16 protein-coding genes are annotated in these 18,459 nt (G+C 56.2%); 7 read left to right on the top strand and 9 right to left on the bottom strand.

Annotated elements, in window-relative coordinates; genetic code table 11:
• Positions 1-18: 18 nt before the first annotated feature.
• From BR41_RS00670 to BR41_RS23895, 9 genes are all read right to left on the bottom strand, one after another.
• A complete protein-coding gene (locus tag BR41_RS00670; protein ID WP_035051612.1) occupies positions 19-864 on the bottom strand; it encodes a 3',5'-nucleoside bisphosphate phosphatase in 846 nt (281 codons plus the stop codon).
• On the bottom strand, positions 861-1,196 hold the full coding sequence (locus BR41_RS00665) for a SemiSWEET transporter (protein WP_084186736.1): 336 nt from the start codon (positions 1,194-1,196) through the stop codon (positions 861-863). The genes BR41_RS00670 and BR41_RS00665 overlap by 4 nt, the downstream gene beginning before the upstream one ends.
• Entirely contained in the window at positions 1,193-2,071 is an 879-nt protein-coding gene (gene cysM / locus BR41_RS00660) for a cysteine synthase CysM (protein WP_035051610.1), read from the bottom strand. The genes BR41_RS00665 and cysM overlap by 4 nt, the downstream gene beginning before the upstream one ends.
• A gap of 264 nt (positions 2,072-2,335) precedes the next feature.
• Positions 2,336-3,271, bottom strand: a complete 936-nt coding sequence (locus tag BR41_RS00655; protein WP_035052361.1) for an NADP-dependent oxidoreductase — start codon at positions 3,269-3,271, stop codon at positions 2,336-2,338.
• A 161-nt stretch (positions 3,272-3,432) separates the two neighbouring features.
• Positions 3,433-4,434, bottom strand: coding sequence for an ADP-glyceromanno-heptose 6-epimerase (rfaD, locus tag BR41_RS00650; RefSeq protein ID WP_035051607.1), 1,002 nt, complete (start codon positions 4,432-4,434; stop codon positions 3,433-3,435).
• A 20-nt stretch (positions 4,435-4,454) separates the two neighbouring features.
• Positions 4,455-4,715 carry a type II toxin-antitoxin system Phd/YefM family antitoxin gene (locus BR41_RS00645; RefSeq protein ID WP_211251621.1) on the bottom strand — a complete coding sequence of 87 codons (261 nt, stop codon included), beginning with the start codon at positions 4,713-4,715 and terminating at the stop codon, positions 4,455-4,457.
• A gap of 3 nt (positions 4,716-4,718) precedes the next feature.
• Positions 4,719-6,419, bottom strand: coding sequence for a glycoside hydrolase family 9 protein (locus tag BR41_RS00640; protein WP_035051605.1), 1,701 nt, complete (start codon positions 6,417-6,419; stop codon positions 4,719-4,721).
• A gap of 214 nt (positions 6,420-6,633) precedes the next feature.
• The gene (gene ung / locus BR41_RS00635) at positions 6,634-7,311 is read right to left on the bottom strand and encodes a uracil-DNA glycosylase (RefSeq protein ID WP_035051604.1); all 678 of its coding nucleotides are present in this window, start codon (positions 7,309-7,311) and stop codon (positions 6,634-6,636) included.
• A gap of 1 nt (position 7,312) precedes the next feature.
• Positions 7,313-7,813, bottom strand: a complete 501-nt coding sequence (locus BR41_RS23895) for a PilZ domain-containing protein (protein WP_035051602.1) — start codon at positions 7,811-7,813, stop codon at positions 7,313-7,315.
• A gap of 250 nt (positions 7,814-8,063) precedes the next feature.
• On the opposite strand from BR41_RS23895, the gene BR41_RS00625 reads away from it, so the two are divergent.
• From BR41_RS00625 to BR41_RS00595, 7 genes are all read left to right on the top strand, one after another.
• Positions 8,064-11,189 carry a type VI secretion system tip protein VgrG gene (locus BR41_RS00625; protein ID WP_051709663.1) on the top strand — a complete coding sequence of 1,042 codons (3,126 nt, stop codon included), beginning with the start codon at positions 8,064-8,066 and terminating at the stop codon, positions 11,187-11,189.
• Between the two features lie 52 nt (positions 11,190-11,241).
• Positions 11,242-13,674 (top strand): LysM peptidoglycan-binding domain-containing protein, encoded by a 2,433-nt coding sequence (locus BR41_RS00620; RefSeq protein ID WP_035051600.1) that lies wholly within the window; start codon positions 11,242-11,244, stop codon positions 13,672-13,674.
• Between the two features lie 15 nt (positions 13,675-13,689).
• On the top strand, positions 13,690-14,565 hold the full coding sequence (locus tag BR41_RS00615; RefSeq protein ID WP_156970489.1) for a hypothetical protein: 876 nt from the start codon (positions 13,690-13,692) through the stop codon (positions 14,563-14,565).
• Positions 14,566-14,650: 85 nt separating this feature from the next.
• Positions 14,651-15,805 (top strand): hypothetical protein, encoded by a 1,155-nt coding sequence (locus BR41_RS00610; protein ID WP_156970488.1) that lies wholly within the window; start codon positions 14,651-14,653, stop codon positions 15,803-15,805.
• Positions 15,799-16,962, top strand: coding sequence for a hypothetical protein (locus tag BR41_RS00605; RefSeq protein WP_035051594.1), 1,164 nt, complete (start codon positions 15,799-15,801; stop codon positions 16,960-16,962). The genes BR41_RS00610 and BR41_RS00605 overlap by 7 nt, the downstream gene beginning before the upstream one ends.
• 52 nt (positions 16,963-17,014) lie before the next feature.
• Positions 17,015-17,272, top strand: coding sequence for a PAAR domain-containing protein (locus BR41_RS00600; RefSeq protein WP_035051591.1), 258 nt, complete (start codon positions 17,015-17,017; stop codon positions 17,270-17,272).
• Between the two features lie 3 nt (positions 17,273-17,275).
• Positions 17,276-18,424 (top strand): KPHS_23130 family T6SS system protein, encoded by a 1,149-nt coding sequence (locus BR41_RS00595; RefSeq protein ID WP_505578014.1) that lies wholly within the window; start codon positions 17,276-17,278, stop codon positions 18,422-18,424.
• Positions 18,425-18,459 lie beyond the last annotated feature (35 nt).

Genomic DNA, 18,459 nt, shown 5'->3' with positions numbered 1-18,459 from the left:
ACAGGTCATTGCGGCTTCCTATAAATCGCCGCGCCAACGATGCCAAACCGGCTGGCAACCAATCGGCAAATCCGGATTGCAGCCCGGATCGCGAGCGCCTTCGCCGGTGGCGTGATAATCGGTGCCGCTGGAGGCCAGAAAACCGAACTCCTGGGCCAACCGGCCAAAACGGCCGACATCACCCGCACCATGCACGCCTGAGACCACCTCGATACCCTCGCCGCCCAGCCGTTTGAACTCGGTCAGCAACACGCGCATGGTTTCGTGGCCCATGTCGTAACGCGCCGGATGCGCCATCACCGCCACGCCACCCGCAGCGCGAATCCAGTCGATGGCCTCATGCAGCCGTGCCCATTCGTGTTCGACATAGCCGGGTTTGCCGCGCACCAGAAAACGTTTGAACACGCTCTTGGTGTCCTTGGCACGGCCGATCTCGACCAGGTAACGCGCAAAGTGAGTACGGCTGAGGATTTCCGGGTTGTCGGCGTATTTTTGCGCGCCGGCCAGCGCATCGGGCACGCCAGCCTTGGCAGCCAGCGAGTCGCTCATGCGTTGTGCACGCTCGGCCCGGCCGGAACGCACTTCGGTCAGCCCGCCAACGATCGCCGGATGCGCTGGGTCGAAGCCGAGGCCAACGATATGCAACGTGTGCTTGCCCCAGCTGGTCGAGACTTCAACCCCGCTGACGAATTGCACCCCGAGTTGGGCAGCTTCATCAGCCGCATCCGCAAGGCCACGCGTATCGTCGTGATCGGTCAGCGCCAGCAGCTTGCAGCCGCGTGATGCCGCCAGGCGCACGACTTCTCGCGGTGGCAACAGGCCGTCGGAGACATTGGAATGGCAATGCAAGTCAACAGGGGTCATGGTGCACGATCCGCTTCGAAGGTATCCGCCACATTGGCGGTGAGCCGGGCCATTTCGGCTTCGAGGCGGCGGGCCACCTTGTCGAAACGCAACTTCATCAACAGCACCGCACCAGCCAATAGCAGCGTGACGCCATTGGCGACGATCACCGGCAAGTCATGAATCACAAAGCCGTAGACAAACCACAGCACCACGCCAGTGACAAAAATGCAGTACATGCCGAGCGAAATATCCTTGGCCGAGCGCGAGCGCCAGACCATCCACACTTGCGGGACAAAGGCGATGGTGGTGCAGATGCCGGCTGCCAGGCCGAGCAGATCGGACTGGCTCATGCCGGGAACACGCCCGTAGAGAGATAGCGATCACCGCGATCGCACACGATGGTGACAATGACGGCGTTTTCGACCCGCTGCGACAGCTGCAATGCCGCCGCCAGCGCGCCGCCGGAGGAGATCCCCGCGAAAATGCCTTCTTCACGCGCCAGACGCCGCGCCATTTCTTCCGACTCGGCCTGATTCACTTCCATCATGCGGTCGATCTTGGAGAAATCGCAGATCGCTGGCACATATTCGGCAGGCCACTTGCGGATGCCGGGAATGCTCGCGCCATCCATCGGCTGCACGCCGACGATCTGGATCGCCGGGTTCACTTCCTTGAGATAGCGACCGGTACCCATGATGGTGCCGGTGGTGCCCATGCTGGAGACGAAGTGGGTGATCGTGCCTTCGGTATCGCGCCAGATTTCCGGGCCGGTGGTTTCGTAATGCGAGAGCGGATTGTCTGGATTGGCGAACTGATCCAGCACCAGCCCTTTACCCTCGGCCACCATCGTTTCGGCCAGATCGCGGGCGACTTCCATGCCGGCAACGAGGATCACTTCCGCGCCATAGGCTTTCATCGTCTGCACGCGCTCGACGCTGGAATTGGCCGGCATGATCAGCACCATGCGGTAGCCCATCATCGCCGCAGCCATCGCCAATGCGATACCGGTGTTGCCGCTGGTGGCTTCGATCAGCGTATCGCCGGGCGTGATGGTGCCGCGTTCTTCGGCATGGCGAATCATCGACAAGGCCGGGCGGTCTTTCACCGAACCGGCCGGATTATTGCCTTCAAGCTTGACGAGAATGGTGTTGGATGTGTTGCCGGGCAGGCGTTTGAGTTTGACCAGCGGCGTATTGCCGACAAAGTCTTCGAGATACTTGAACATTCGGCTCTCCAGGATCAGGCGAGTATACCGCCCGGCAGGAGCACCGCACGCAGCGCGTTGTCATGGTGTGGATTTCGCGGATTTTCAATATGCAAAAACCGAAAATCTCGCAGAGAACATGGGGAAAGCACACCCGTTCTCAAATCCTTGTAGGAGCGAGCTTGCTCGCGATGGCCATGTATCAATTAACGAAGCAATCGCGAGCAAGCTCGCTCCTACAAAGGGTTTCTCGCCGTTCTCTGCGAGATTTAAGGTTTCGAAATCTCACGGCTGCCCAACGTAAATCGCGATCTTGCCACGTGCCCGACCCGATTCCGACAGCGCATGAGCGGCCACGATGTCCTTGAGGGCAAACTCCGCCCCCACCACCGGCCGCACCACGCTGATATCGACCAGCACGGCCAACTCGCGCAGCACCGCGGCATCCGGCTGAATGAAGATGAAGGTGCTGCGCACGCCCAGCTCGTCCGCTTTTTTCTGATCGGGCGGGCGCACCACCGAGACCAGCAAGCCATCCGACTTGAGCACGCCCCAGGAGTCATCCTGCACTTGGCCACCCAAGGTATCGAACACCAGATCGACATCCCGCACCACGTCCTTGAAATTGGCACTGCGGTAATCGATCACTTCATCTGCGCCGAGCCCCTTCACGAAGTCGACATTCGGCGTGGAGGTCGTGCTGATCACATAGGCGCCGCGCCATTTCGCCAATTGCACCGCCAACGAGCCGACCCCGCCGGAACCCGCATGCACCAGTACCCGCTGACCAGCTTGCACGTCGCCGACTTTCACGATGGCATCCCAGGCGGTAATGCCGGCCAAAGGCAGCGATGCGGCTTCGATGTGGGAAATGGTCTTGGGCTTGGCGGCAACTTCGTTCGCCCGCACCGCGATGTATTCTGCATAAGCGCCATCGCGCACGATGTCTGGCCGGGAATAAACCGCATCACCCGGCTGAAAATCACGCACCTGCGCGCCAACGGCCTCGATCACGCCAGAGACATCCCAACCCAACGTCAACGGCAAGCGATGCGGCAGCATGGTCTGCAGATGGCCATTGCGAATATGCCAGTCCACCGGATTGATCGACGTCGCTACCACGCGGATCAGCACGTCTTCCGCACCGAGAGTGGGCAACAGCGCCTCTTCGAACCGCAGCACGCTACGGTCGCCATAGTCGTGGATTCGCACAGCTTTCATGATCAGCTCCTTGGGATGGTTGAGTGGCATGCTTCGCAAAACCTTCTGCCACCATTGTAGGAGCGGGCTGGCGTTTTGATCATCGCATTGTCGGCTCGGGCGGGAAGCTGCAATGAAAAAGCGGGGCAAGCCCCGCTTTGTCTCTTTCGCCGTGTGTCTGATTACGCCTTCAGCAGCGCATCCACATACCTTTTCACGCCCTCTTCCACCGTCAGGAACGGCTGGTCGTAACCGGCCTCGCGCAGCAAGGTCAGGTCCGCCTCGGTAAAGCATTGGTACTTGCCCTTGAGCGCATCCGGAAACTCGATGTACTCCAGCAATCCTTGCTTGATCAATTCCTCGTGGCTCAGCGCAGGCTTGCCTTCAGCGGCGCGGCAGGTATTTACCGTGGTGATCGCGATATCGTTGAATGGCTGGGCGCGACCGGTGCCGACGTTGTAGATGCCGCAGACTTCCGGGTTATCCAGGAACCACAGGTTGACTTTCACCACGTCTTCCACGCTGATGAAATCACGGGTGTGGCCGCCTGCCGGATAACCGCCGTATTCGCCGAACAGCTTCACCTTGCCGCTGTCGCGATACTGGTTGAAGTTGTGGAACGCCACCGATGCCATCCGCCCCTTGTGCTGCTCGCGCGGGCCGTAAACGTTGAAATAACGGAAGCCGGCCACCTGCGCGGTGATGCGCTCTTCCTCGATGCGGCGGCGCAAGACCTGATCGAACAACAGTTTGGAATAGCCATAAACGTTGAGCGGTTTTTCGCAATCCGGCGTTTCGATGAAGCCGTTCGAGCCATTGCCATACGTCGCGGCAGACGAGGCGTAGATGAACTGCGCTTCGTTTTCCTGCGCCCATTCGAACAACGACAGCGTGTACTGGTAGTTGTTATCCAGCATGTAGCGACCATCGTGCTCCATCGTGTCCGAACACGCGCCTTGGTGCAGGATGGCGGTCACTTGACCATCGAACGTGCCGGCCGCCAGTTCCTCGATGAAGTCGTGCTTATCGAGGTAATGCGTGATATCGAGATCGACGAGGTTATGGAACTTGTCCCCACGGGTGAGGTTGTCCACGGCGATGATGTCGTTCTCGCCACGCTCATTCAGCGCTTTGACGAGATTGGAGCCGATGAAACCGGCTGCGCCGGTGACGATGATGGTCATGAATGTGTCCCTGTTTTAAGTCATCGCAGATCAAGTGCGATGTGGGTATCTGAAGCAATGTTAAGGGGCGCATCGAAATCGTCGGCGATGCACAGTTTATCTTTCAAAAGCCCCGGAATACGTGGCAGGCGGGCAAATTGAAACGGGATCAACTTTGCAACTGGCCGACCAGCCTTGGTGATCACACACGTTGCACCGTGCTCGACTTCTTCAAGCAAGCGACCCATAGAGATTTCAGCCTCTTCAACACTGACTGTCATTTGCATGATCTTTAAATCCATCACTTACTCTTGCCGCGAGCACACCGCCAGGAACAACCACGCCCCGTGCGGCATCCACTGCTCGGTAAAGCGCCAGCTATGCGCCATGGTCGCGACGGCCGGCGATGGGAAGGCGATGTCCTGATCGTCGTCGAATCCACCGGTGATGCCATTGCACACGCCGCCCGGCGCGTTGAAATAGCCTTCTTCATAGCGCGGATTGTTGCGGCCCCAGCCTTGCAGCATGCAGGCATCGAACGGGTTGGCACCGAGCAGCCAGTTCAGCGCGTTGTCGCCATGCGCGGCGATCATGTCAGCGAACGCTTGATCTTCGCCCGCGAAGAAATCAGCGGTGCGCGCAGCAGCAGCGGCAATGGAACCAAGGCGTGCGTTCTCGCCTTGCCACCAATAACCGGATTCGTTGTCGTGCGGAATGAAGAACTGGTTCTTGCCGGCCTTGCCGATCTGCTTCACGTACTGGCGCGGGTAGCCGAACGGGTTGTTGATTTCGTGCGTGATTTTCAGCTCGAACGCATAGGCGCGGCGCAGGCTATCGCGGATGCGGCCGGCCAGCGGGGAGGCCGGCACGACTTCGAGGTAACGCAGCAAGGCGATATAGAGCAGCCCGGATTCTGCGGCGTGGAAAAACGAGCGCTCGCCATGCGCATCCGCACTGAACCAGCCTTCGTCGTTCTGACGTTCCAGCAGATTGAGCACGCGGCGGGTGGCTGCATCGGCATGGTCGCCCTCGCCAGTAATCGCCAACAACTCGGTCGCAGCCAACAGCGCGCAATAGTCGTCGATGATGTTTTCGACACCGTCTTCCAAATATTCGATGTTGTGCGCTTCGAGATGCGCAAAACCTTTCCTGGCCGCGGCAAGATAGTCCGCACGGGTAAAGTCCTCACCATCCCGGCCCAGCTGCGATGCCCGCGCCAGCGCGGCAATGCTCACACCGCCCCCCTGGCGATAAGCCGCTTGGTAAGTGGCGAACTTCTCGCCCTTCTGCGTTTTGTATTCGCAGATATCGCGGCGGTTTTCGTCCTTGCTCCACACGTCGAACACGGTCATGTAGAAGTAGCCGGCCGGATCTTGCATACGGATCAGGTAGTCCGCGCCATGCAGCGCTTCATCAACCATGCGCTCGTTGAACCATTTGAGCTGCTGCGGCAGGCGGGCCAGCCCGTCGATCAGGTTCCAGACCACGATGGGGGTCTGCTGCGGGTTCATGTACTGCGCGTACGAGAGGTGGCTCAAGTACTTGGAACAGTCACCGGAAGCGTCATACCAGCCGCCGTGCACATCGCGGCATTCATCGCTCCCCCACTTCGGACGCGAACGGTCGGCAATGTCATACAGCCCGGTGCAGCGCTGACCCTTGATGTAGTGGACGATGTCCGACAGCAACTGCGTACCCAGCAGCTTCGGCTTGATCGCGAAGGTATGTGACACCAGCGGCGGGCTCACGCCATCGATGGCGATGAAGTACTCGCCCTCGGCCGTCAGTGCCGAAAAATCCGCAGTACGAAAGAGCCAGGCCGAGCCCGTGGTCGCGCCCCAGTTGGCTACCGGCTTGGCCTCGCCGAGTTGACCCACGAACACGGATTCACGCGTTTCAGCGTTGTAGATGGTGAAGCCGCGGGCGGTGAAGCCGGCCGGCGCTTTAACCAATGCAGTTTTCTTGCTGCCCGGCTCGAAACCGAGGTGATTCAACAGTACCTTCACAATCTCTCCATATGGCCGATTTCGGCCAGAATTCCTCTGATCAACGATTTTTTAGTTTTAATTTCTAATTCAGTCCTGCAACACCTGGTGCGAGCAGGTTTTTGCAAGCCATTTATACAAACCATCTACTGCCAATTAACCAATCAACGCTCAAGCGCAGGATGGGTATCGAACGCTCAACCCATCCTACGACACCCGCGATTCAACTTTCCAATCAGGATTGCGCCCAATCAATGGGCGTCTTGTGGATGGATTGCAGCCAGGCATTGGCCTTGGAGAAATGCCCATTGCCGATAAAGCCACGATGCGCGGACAAAGGCGACGGATGCGGCGACGCCAAAATGCAATGCCGGCTGACATCAATCAGCGGCATCTTCTTCTGGGCATGTGCGCCCCACAGCATGAAGACGATGCCATCGTGGCGGGCCGCCAACTCGCGGATCAGCGTATCGGTGAAATGCGCCCAGCCGGTTTTGGAATGACTGGCCGCGCAATCCGCCTCGACCGTCAGCGAGGTATTCAACAACAGCACGCCTTGCGCCGCCCAGCCAGCCAGATTGCCATGCAGCGGCGGCGTAATGCCCAGATCGCGGGCGATTTCCTGCCAGATATTGCGGAGCGACGGCGGCGTCTTGATACCGACCGGCACCGAAAAACTCAGCCCGTGCGCCTCGCCCGGGCCGTGGTAAGGATCTTGGCCAAGGATGACGACTTTAACGTCTTGCGGCGCAACGGCCTGCAGCGCGGCAAACCAATGATCACGGGGCGGATAGATGATCTGCCCGGCGGCAATTTCATCGTTCAGAAAGGCTTCCAGTTTGGCAAAACGCGGGCTTGCCGTTTCAGCGGCCAGCAAGTCGCGCCAGCCAGAGGGGATTTGGTCGATCAACATATCAATCTGTGGTGGGGTTTTGAGTTGAATGCAGGCGGCGGATTTGCTCACGATGGCGACGGAAGATGGTGCGCTCCAAGGCATCGCGCAGCAGCTCGTCGCCGACGCGCCAAGCTGCGGTGCAACGCCAGTTTCCACCTTCGTTCACCGCGGATTCCAGGTGGATAGGCAGGCTGACGAGATAGGGAAAGAGGTTGCTCAGGGCAATACCCAGCCAGCTGTCGTCCTGATCGGGCTTCGCGGTAGCCCGCCATTCGACATGTTCCAGACCGAGTTTGACTTCGCCGACCGGGGGCAGCTGCGGCGTGAGCACACGAGCCAGCCACAGCAATTGCAGATCGAGCTTGGCATCTTCCGGTCGCACCTCTGCAGCGCCAGCTTGTTCGAACGCGGTCAGCACATCCAGATAGCGGCACGCCTCGAAGGTGGATTGCTGTGATGCCGGCAGCCAGACGACCGGCAACTCGGCAGCAAACCACACTCCATCGGAAAAATCGGCCATTTCGCGGCAACTCCCGGCATCTCGAACCGGGATTATACCGTGCCACCCTGATTTGCCGCGTGCAGCGGCATCGCCCTTTCGCCGAAACGGCACTTTGCTGCATCAGCCCGACTCAGAAACATCCTTGATTTCAATAAGAATTTTCTTGTTTTTCACACCAGACGGCACCCAACTATTTCCATTTTTTCCGCATGTAACCGTCTCCTAAGATTGCTGCAATTTTCACGTAGCCATCGTTCGGAGCCTGATCGTGCAGCAGCGTTACTTCCTCGACCTCCCCCGCTGCACTGCGCCACTCTCCGTCCAATCGTTTGCCGGCACCGAGGCCCTCGGCCAGCCGTACAGCATCACCATTCACCTCACCAGCCCGAATGCCGCCCTGCCCTTGCTGGCGCTGCTCGATCAACCCGCCGCGTTCTCGATCCGCCCCGCTACAGCGCTCACCGGCATCGCCACGATCGATGCCCAATTCCCACCCGTTCAGGCTCTGCGGCAATGGCACGGCGTAGTACGCGGCTTCGATCGGGTGAGCAGCTCTGCGGATGAAACCACCTACCGTGTCGTGATCGAACCGCGCCTTGCGCGGCTCGCCAATCACATCGACACCCGCCTATGGCAAAACCAGTCGCTGCCGGGCGTCATCGAACAGGTATTGCGCGAGCAAGGCGGCTTGAGCGGCGCAGATTTCGTGTTCCAGCTCACGGGGGATTTCCCGGTGCAGGAGCACATCACCCAATACCGCGAAAGCGGCCTGACCTTCATCCGCCGCCTGTGCGAAACCGCCGGCATCTGGTTCGGCTTCACCCAGCAAGACGACCGTGACGTCGTCCACTTCGGCAACGACCTCACGCACTACACCCGCATCAAGACAGCCGTTCCGCTACGAGCTACCGCCGGGCTGGAAAGCCCCGAACAGACCGAAGCGCTGCACGCCTTGCAGGTTCATACCCAACCCGCGCCAGCCTGCATCCAGCAGCAGGATTACAACTACCGCACCGCCAGCCAGCCGCTCTTGAGTGAAACGGCAGCGTCATCCGACCGTCCCGGCCATGTCGGCCAGCAATACCTTTGGGGCGACCACCCCAAGACTCCAACTGAAAGCCAAACCGCCACCCGCCTGCGTTTCGAGGCCGGGCATGCCCAGCAAGTCGTCGCGACCGGTGACGGCAACGTCGTCACCTTTGCCCCCGGCCACGTATTCCACACCGACTCAGCCGATGCCCTGTCTGAACAGATTGCCGAACACGGCTGGCTGATCGTCGCCATCGAGCACACCGCATCGCGCGGCCAAGCCTACGTCAACCATTTCACCGCCATCCCGGCCGACCGCGTTTACCGACTGCCTGTCGAAACGCCAAAGCCCAAGATCGCCGGCACCATTCCCGCTCGCGTCACCAGCCCCAACCGCTATCAATACGCCTTCCTCGACGAACACGGCCGCTATCGCGTCACGTTCAATTTCGACCAAAGCGACTGGCCCGCCGCCGGCAGTAGCCGCCCGGTTCGCCTTGCCAAGCCCTACGCTGGCGACACCTACGGCCTGCATTTCCCACTGATCGACGGCACCGAAGTCCAGATCGCGTTCCAGAACGGCGACATCGACCGCCCCTACATCGCCCACGCGCTGCACGACAGCCGCCACCCGGATCACGTCACCAACCATAACCACACCCGCAACATCATCCGCACCCCGGCCAACAACAAGCTGCGACTGGAAGACGAAAACGGCAAGCAACACATCAAACTCGCCACCGAATACGGCAAAAGCCAGCTCAACCTCGGCCATCTGGTTGACCAGACGCGGCAACAACGTGGCGCGGGGTTTGAGTTGCGCACGGATGAATGGGGGGCAATTCGGGCCGGGAAAGGCATCTTGATCAGCACGGATGCCCAAGCAAAGGCAGGTGGCAAGCAGCTGGACATGGCGGAAGTCACCACCCACCTGCAACGCGCGCTGGAACAAATGCAAGCGTTAGCCGATGCCGCCCAATTCGCCCAAGCCTTCGCCGCCGACATCAACAAGCAAAAAGACCTGCTGGAAGCTCGCCTGCAAAACCTCCAGCAAGCCGTGCTACTGATGCACGCCCCGGCCGGCGTCGCCATGACCAGCGACCAGCAGATGCAACTCTCAGCCGGGGACAACCTCATCGCCACGGCTGGCGGCAACATCGATCTGGGGAGCGTCGGCCAAACCACGCTCGCGGCCGGCAAGGGCGTATCGCTTTATGCCCAGCAGCAAGGCATGAAATTGTTCGCCGGCAAAGGCAAGGTCGAGATGCAGGCGCAAAGCGATGCCATGGACCTCATCGCCGAACAAGACCTCACCCTCATCAGCAGCGACGGCAAGATCAGCATCACCGCCCCCAAGGAAATCACCCTCTCAGCTGGTGGCGCCTACATCAAGCTCAAGGATGGCAACATCGAGATCGCCTGCCCCGGCGGCATTCTCAACAAGTCCGCCAGTTGGCAAAAACAAGGGCCAGCCCAAGCGCTGCCGCCGATTCCCGAGCTCCCCAAATCGGGGCCGCACGCACGCAAATTCGGCTTGATGGGGCTGGATGGCATCCTGCTCGCCGGCGCAGCCGCCACTGTTTACGGGCTGGAAGATGGCAAGAAAATCTGGAGCGAAAAAACCGACCGCAAGGGGCAAACGCCCCTGTTCGAAACCGGCTCACTGGAGAAATACATCGTCGAACTCGGCTTCGACGGCTGGAGCGGCCTCTTTGGCGATACCGAGGAGCCTGAAGACGAGGACGAAGAACCCTACGATCCAGGCATCAGTGACGAGCGCATGGACGGCGAACCGGAAGATGTCGACCCGCTGGCCTTCCTCGACACCTTGGCCGACATCGGCAGCGCCGCCCTGCATGGCGTTGCAGAGGCCGTACTCTGGCACGGCCCGAATGTCACCGCCGGCGACCTGATCCGCGGCGGCATTCGTGGCGGGATTTCCGCCATCCCGCGCCCGGAAGTCGACGAAGCCGACCAGAGCGCCAGCGGCATCCTGAGCAAAGCCGGTGCGCATGCACTGGACGGCGCCCTTGGCGCGGCCACCGACAAAGGCACCGATACCCGCTTCAGTGATCTGCGAAACAGTGCGTTGCGTGACGGCATCCGCGGTGGCATCTCCGCAATCCCCCGCCCAGAAATCGACGAAAACGACCAGAGCGCTAGCGGCACGCTGAGCAACGCGGGAGCCCGTGCATTGGATGGCGCACTCAACGCCGCTGCCGACAAGACCACCGATACCCGCATGGGCGATCTACGCGACAGCGCCCTGCGCGGCGCCCGCGACGCGCTACCAAAGCCCGCGACACCCGCAGCCGGCGCCACACCGCCATTCGTGCCCGACCCACCGAAACCGGAAAAGACCTGAGCCGCACAGGTGCGCAGCCACCAACACGGCCATCAACTCGGGAAGTCACATCATGACCCAAACGTACACCGTACAAAAAGGCGACACCCTCTGGGGCATCAGCCGTCACTTCAACACCGATATCCACCTGCTCGCCCGTCTAAATGGCTTGCGCGGTGAACAAGCCAACCGGCTCACCATCGGCCAACAGCTCACGCTACCGGAAAACGGTGAAGAGCCGGATACCGAACTCACCATCCGCCTGCTCGACCTCGCCTACCGCCCCCTCGCCAAGGCCACGCTCAAACTCGAATTCGACAACAAGAGCCGCGAGCACACCACCGACGGCGACGGCAAAACTCCAATCCTGCCCGTCCACGACCGCTCCTATGGCCTGAAGGTGCATTACCGCGAGCGCGACGGCAGCTACACCGTCATCGCCAACCACCCCACCCTGCCGCTCGGCCGTAAAACCCTCACCCTCACCTCGCGCAAGATGGTGATGGAAGGCACCACCGCGCCCAAAGAACGCAGCGAGCGGACAACGACGCAACAGGTGCGGGAACAGCTCAAGCAAGACAGCAAACCGCTCATCTTGCAGCCCCGCAAAGACGTTCCACCGCCTCCGGCTCAAAAACCACCCACCACTGCCAGCATGCCCACAGCCAAGCCGGCCCCCACAGCTGCAGCCATGCCAGCGGCGCAGCAGCGTGCGCCAACCCTGCCGCCAGAACGCAAACCAGAACCAGCAAAGCCCATAGAAATCCTCACCCGCACCGAAGGTGGCGCACCGACCCACATCGCCGCGCCCGGCTTCGCCAAAGAAAACCTCAAGCTGCACCCAATAAACGAAAAATTCGGCCAATTCATTCTGGATTCAGCCAGGAAATATGGATTCACCCCACAAGCATTGGCTGCGGTGATTGATGCGGAAGTGGGGGCAGAAAAACATGACCGCGAATGGAATCCCAAAGAGGTAAACCCAAACACAAAAGCAAGAGGTTTGGGTCAATTCATCGAAGCGGCATGGTTCGATGTCTGTGCCATCAAAGGCTCAGCAGTAAACACAACCTTGTGCAAAACGTACTCGCAGTACCACCGGTTTATCGCCAAGAAGGGCAGGCTGTATGGCTGCCGCAACACTGCCGGAAAGGACAAGAAAGGCAATCCGATCACCCGAGAAGCCGAGGAGGTCATCTCCAATTGCCGTGAAATTCTGGAATGGCGCAACAATGCCGAAATCGCTATTGAAGCTGCCGCTGCATATGGGGCACATAACCTACGGCTGTTGCAGAAAAATGGATTCCCCGTAGACAAGCTCACTCCATCGGATAAAGCCAAGGTAATTTATTTGGCTCATCACGAGGGATTTGCGGGCGCACTCCGGGCGTTGCGGGGGACTGATACAGATGCAGCAGCGAGAGCGCGACTAATAGATCAGGTAAACACGAAGGCCAATCAATATTTCGCGGACTTCGACAACAGCGCAGTAAAAGCCTATCTGTTCTGGCTATATGTAGACCTCGTTGATCGCAAGGTCGATGTCACCCACTTCGCCGTCAAGCCCGAACAGATCTCACCACCGCGCAACATGAGCGACATCGCCATTGCATTTGGTGGTGGCCCTGCCCCGGCAATGCCGCCTGGAATGCGCGCACGCCGGGATGCGGAAGCCGCCAAGGCAGCAGAGAAAGAGAAAACCAAGCAGGCTAAACAAGCGGTGCAGCTCATGGCACCAAAGGGCGCAGCTAACTCCAGCCCAAAAGCAAAGCCAACAGCCCGCCCTCAGGCACAAAATACACAGACAAGTACAGTTTCGTCGCCGCCAACAACCACGTCGGATGTGGCAAAAAACAATAAACAGTGGCGCGACCCACTCGACTGCAACGTGCTCAGAACCGCCAAGCTAGCCGGAATTATCGGGGCCTGTTACGGCGACAATGTACGCACAGACGAAGAGCAACAACCGAAAGCGCACCAAGGCATCGACTTAGCCTCCGCCATCGGCACGCCGGTATACGCGGTCGCGCCCGGATTAATTGTCGCTGTTGATAAAAGGTTTACCTCCAAGAGCGCCAAAAGCTTTGGCGCCAACGTTTTACTACAAGTAAATGTCAACGATCTGCCCGCAACACAGCGGGCCTATTACCTCAGCCAACGACCTCATGACACCATTCTGTACTTTTTCTACGCTCACCTCAGCCGTATCGACGTTACTTCAGATCGAAATAAAAATGCAGTCTCCGCAGGGGATTTGATAGGAGCGACCGGCTGCAGTGGCAACGCCCATCGGATGAACACAGTGAACTTGGGCGCCCATCTCCATTTCGAAGTGCGCTTCAGGAAAGGCGTATCTCGGGGCTTAGATGGCCGAGTCGATCCATTACCTTTCCTTCTCATCTATCCCCAATATCAACAGCAAGTTGAGCAGGCTAGAAAAGCCCGCAATCAATATTGGGCTGCAATCAACAAAAAGATGCTTCAGCCTACTTCAAAAAAAACCTGACTAGGAATCACCTTAATGCGCACTATTTTTTTAATATCACTCTGCATATTAACCACGGCTTGCCAACCGCCAGAATCAGCTAAGACTACAACGGTCTATGAAAGAACGCAGAATCCGTCAACGGCTAGCGGCATCAGATCATCTTTATCCGCCAGTGCTATTGGTGAAAATATTACTGAGCATGGCGAAGAAATGATCGAGGCTCGACAGCAACAGATTGACGAAGAGTTCGAAGCATTCAAGAAAAAACGTGCGGAAGATCAAGCCAAACTGCCAGACAACCAACGCGACCGCACCGGATACATCGGCACCGAAGATGTATTGGTAGAAAAATCCACCAATACCCGGATGCGAATGGATGCAACAGCCAGCACATGGCAAGGCAAGCCCACCATAGTACGCGAACTTAAAGTGATAGAAGGCGGCAACACCTATGGCTTTGCTGAAGGATTTGTTGATGGATGCAAAGAATCAAAATTTGAAATCAAGAAAAGCACACCCGAATGGATTCAGATATTCGACAACTGCCTAAATGACAATCGAGAAGATCTTCAATACAAATGGCTACTCTACGACAGAAAACATCACACTCTCGTGCAGTTATATTTAATCAATGGTGGCAATGAATTTCAAGAAATGAGGGACAACGACCCAGTGGCCAGTTACAAGAATGGAATATATTCGGTCTACTACCCTCACCTCAAGGATACAATTTATTTCAAAGTCAAAGGATTATTAAAACCTGGCCAACCCTGCCAGTGGAAATCAGGAGAAGATGGAGAGGACAACTCCGAAAAAGGATCAATCTGCCCGAACACTAATACCGTGGAGCCACTCACTGGGAAACCGGCTCAAAAAAACGACGTCACAAAAAAAATGACCACAACATGATTACATATCACCTTCCAAAGCTGTGCAACCTCCTTTTCCGGAAGAAAATTACGCCCTCAATTTAAATAGAACCCATAGAAATTCCATGAAAAATATACATTTAATCTCTATTACCCTACTCTTGGTTGCATGCAAACCACAACTGGCCCCGACAAATAACGTGCAAGTAGCCCAGGAGTCCGCAATCACGAATCGTAAAGTAAATACGCAAGATGCAACTCAAGCATTCAATCAAAACAAAAACATTATTTTCATGTCATCTTATACACAGCCCGATGGCCATACATTTTCACCATATGAAGCTGCAAAATTGACTCGCGACGCACCTGATCGCGACTCAGGAAAGCTAATCGAGATCACAACAGACGCGATAAGACTCTCTGACAAGCAACCCATCATCGGGGATCTTGATAACGACGGCTGGCCCGACGCTCTAGTCAATTACTATATTGATCCCTACGATGGCATGATGACTTTTGGTTTTTATGCGATTTTCCGTGGAGGAGAAAGTGGTTTGAAATTCGTCGCAAATATGCCATCCGGCTTTTCACAATACAACAACAGTTCCACAGAAATAAAAACCATAAAAAATGGTGTCGTACATGGAATTTATTTCGCACAGGATGGTAGTGAACAACCCGTACAGTATGTACTTCACAAAAATTCATTGGTTGAAATTCCAGTTCCAATTGAGATATCACAGCCATTAGCTATCAACGGATACATAGAAGTGGATGAGCCGACAGAAGAACTGACAACAAAACGGGCCAATGCCATTTTTGGAAAAATTTTTGCGAAATCAGATATCACCTTAAGTGCATGCATCGGGCGGTTCGATGATCGGCCAGCCGCCATGCAAATTTACAAAAATGCAAAAGTAGAAGTATCAGGCAACGAAGCTGAGCTAGATACCATGCTTGGTATTCCAAAACAGTTCACGATGAAATTTGGCCTCATTAATATAACAGCAGGAACCACACTAACACCGTTATTGCAAGAATTGAAGAAGTCCAAGAAATTTGATTTCTCCAACACGCACTCGGGCAAGCTGGAGAAACTAAATCTTTTTCCTGACGATGAAGAGGAAAATGAAGAATTATCTTATAACATAAAAGAAAAGCTTGCTTCAGCCAATTATACAAACGAGCTATTCATTCGGCCGTTAGATAGAGATGGATATTGGTTCCTTTACTTTCTTGATGAGCGGCTAGTCGCGATACAAAGCCGTCTTCCATGTTAAACATCAACGCTCATCACTTCTTGATCAAAATTACAGATCAGAGAAAACATAAAATGTATAGCATATCAAAAATATTGCTCGTGCTATTGATTACGGGCTGCCAACCTTCGACACAACCATCTACCATCAAGGCGAAGATTGCCCTTGATGCAGCAACTGCGCACAAAGAATTTGAGAAGAAAAAAGACGTCATATTTACAACAGACATTGATAGCGGAAAAGCTATTGACTATCCATTTGAAGTCCCAAAGACTCCACCATCACGCATTCAAAAAAATCCATTCACTGAAGAAAAAAAGATCGGAGAACCAACGCCTGACATCATGAAAACCGGCCCTCTTGATGAAATCATAATCGGGGATATTAACAATGATGGTTTAGCTGATGCGTTCGTACCCGCAACCGTAGATAACCCCGGGAAAAAGTCATTCTTTTATGCAATATTTCTTGGCTCACCTCAAGGCTTCAATTTTGTGGGAAACTTTGCAGCTGGCACGCAAGATCGACATGAGGCCTCCCAAATAAAACTCATTAGAATCAAAAATGGCATCATTGAAGGAGAGATTATTGACAAATACGTTGGTCGTCCGCTCATCCATTATGGATTTCATGACAACACTCTGTCTGAAATACTAATACCAGTCGCCTTGAAACACCCTTTAGCCATCAATACTTCTGCACTGCCCTTAGACCAAGCAGACAAACTATTTGGAAAAATATTAGCTACACGCAGTCATGTCGAATGTGTAAACACCCCTGTGAGTGATGATGCCTACGAACGGATTTATGCGAGCGCAATCATCGAAATATCAGATGACAAGGCATCCCTACAATCAATCATTGGCATCCCTGAGAAAATGACAATCAAACTTGACTCGATCAACATCACCTCTACAACAACGTTGACTGATCTCACACTCAACTTAAAGAAACTGAACAAATACGAATACATCGTTAACCGTCCAAGCAGATTAAGCGCCTTGCACTTGGTATCAGACCAAACAACTAGGCCAGTATCAAACAATGAAGAGGATGTTTCGGCTTATACAGAATATACCGACACCCTGAGCATCCGAAGCATGGATAGCGATGTAGCTTGGCAACTGTATTTTTTAGGGGAGCGATTGGTAGCCGTAGAGAATCTCGCTCAATGCTAGAAAATCCTTCTTTTTATGTGTCACCCCATCACACGTACACATTGGAAACACCATGGGCGGCATAATCCGTTTATTCGACAAAACCAGCCATAACGGCCACGTAAAATCAGCCAGCTCAACGCTAGATATCGAAGGCCGCATTGCCGCCGTAATCGGGGATATCGTTTCCTGTCCTATTCATGGTGACAACCCGATTGTGGAAGGCGATGCCAGCTGGCTGGATGAAGGGCGGGCAATCGTCGTCGATGGCTGCAAAACCGCATGCGGCAGTGTGGTGATCAGCAGCTTGCCGGAAACGGGATCTGAGTAAGCCATGCCTTGGCCAATTCCCGATATCCCACTCATCGCCCCGCCAAAACGGTTGCGCAGCTGGCGCTGGGCAGCGGCATGCGTCGGCGCAATTCTGCTCGGTATAACCTGTACCGTCTTGTTCTGGCCCAAAGGCACGGCAACGGGTACGCCCTGGTTTTGGACATGCGCCGCGGTATTTCCGCTTACCTTATGGGGACTCGTATTCTCGCTGCGCTTGCATCGGTTCGAACTCGCCAAGCTTGAAGCAGCAAATTGGAACGCGCATCGGGATCAAGCATTGCGGCGATGGGCACAATGGTCGCAACGCGGCTTGGCGATTGCTGATGCGGCGGTCAGTCTGCCGGCCGGGCTAGTGGTAGAAGATTTGGCGGGCATGCACGATAAGCCGCAGCCTGCCACCACGCCATTGATGCAATGGCGCGATGCAGAGAACACCGCAGCCCTGCACGATGCATTGGAATCGTTGCTTGAACGCATGCCTGCACTCCTACAGACCCCCGCTCCATTCGCCGTCCACCTGCAAGCTAGTACGGAAGCATTCGCTATATGTCGGGATGCACTCCATACGGCACTGAATCAATTGGGATTGCAATACCAGCCGGCAACAGCCCTGAAACCAGCCGATTTCTGCGAGCAAATCAATACCTGGCTAGACGCCAGCGAGCCGATGCCTTGGCGTTTGGTCGTGGCCTGCGATATCGCGCCGCAAGACCTGAATGACGATCCGACCTGCAGCGAAACCCTCTCTGCCTTGCTGTTTGCGCCCGACGAAGACGCCCACGAAGCATTGGCGCACTGGCAACGCCCCATGCCCACGATGGGCGATCAGTTCGCTACCGACCTGCCGCATTTGCTTGCAGCAAACGGCGTTCCGGCAGACACGGTTGCGCGGGCTTGGCTGGCAGGTGTGCCGCGCGATTGGCAAGGAACATTGATTTCGGCGGCAGATGATGCAGGTTGCACCCGTCTATTGCAAAACCAGACGCAAAGCATCCATGTGGCAGATCAAGCCGTCGGGCCAGTGGGGCCGGCCAGTTGCTGGCTTGGGCTCGCCTTGGCTGCACTCGCCATGCGCTATGTCTGCGCGCCGCAGATTGCGCTCGGCCAGCAAGACGATCAGGCAATCCTCAATCTGCTGTTGCCCGGTTAGCGCGCTTTTACCTTCTCAATCAAAAAGAATTTGGC

Origin of the sequence: Andreprevotia chitinilytica DSM 18519 (assembly GCF_000711875.1) — a bacterium.
Taxonomy (GTDB): Bacteria; Pseudomonadota; Gammaproteobacteria; order Burkholderiales; family Chitinibacteraceae; genus Andreprevotia; species Andreprevotia chitinilytica.
This window is presented reverse-complemented; position numbering and strand designations above follow the sequence as displayed.

Coding starts and splice junctions, on each gene's coding strand:
- BR41_RS00670 (WP_035051612.1), bottom strand. CDS start 864: ATGACCCCTGTTGACTTGCATTGCCATTCCAATGTCTCCGACGGCCTG.
- BR41_RS00665 (WP_084186736.1), bottom strand. CDS start 1,196: ATGAGCCAGTCCGATCTGCTCGGCCTGGCAGCCGGCATCTGCACCACC.
- cysM (WP_035051610.1), bottom strand. CDS start 2,071: ATGTTCAAGTATCTCGAAGACTTTGTCGGCAATACGCCGCTGGTCAAA.
- BR41_RS00655 (WP_035052361.1), bottom strand. CDS start 3,271: ATGAAAGCTGTGCGAATCCACGACTATGGCGACCGTAGCGTGCTGCGG.
- rfaD (WP_035051607.1), bottom strand. CDS start 4,434: ATGACCATCATCGTCACCGGCGCAGCCGGTTTCATCGGCTCCAATCTC.
- BR41_RS00645 (WP_211251621.1), bottom strand. CDS start 4,715: ATGGATTTAAAGATCATGCAAATGACAGTCAGTGTTGAAGAGGCTGAA.
- ung (WP_035051604.1), bottom strand. CDS start 7,311: ATGTTGATCGACCAAATCCCCTCTGGCTGGCGCGACTTGCTGGCCGCT.
- BR41_RS23895 (WP_035051602.1), bottom strand. CDS start 7,813: ATGGCCGATTTTTCCGATGGAGTGTGGTTTGCTGCCGAGTTGCCGGTC.
- BR41_RS00620 (WP_035051600.1), top strand. CDS start 11,242: ATGACCCAAACGTACACCGTACAAAAAGGCGACACCCTCTGGGGCATC.
- BR41_RS00615 (WP_156970489.1), top strand. CDS start 13,690: ATGCGCACTATTTTTTTAATATCACTCTGCATATTAACCACGGCTTGC.
- BR41_RS00610 (WP_156970488.1), top strand. CDS start 14,651: ATGAAAAATATACATTTAATCTCTATTACCCTACTCTTGGTTGCATGC.
- BR41_RS00605 (WP_035051594.1), top strand. CDS start 15,799: ATGTTAAACATCAACGCTCATCACTTCTTGATCAAAATTACAGATCAG.
- BR41_RS00600 (WP_035051591.1), top strand. CDS start 17,015: ATGGGCGGCATAATCCGTTTATTCGACAAAACCAGCCATAACGGCCAC.
- BR41_RS00595 (WP_505578014.1), top strand. CDS start 17,276: ATGCCTTGGCCAATTCCCGATATCCCACTCATCGCCCCGCCAAAACGG.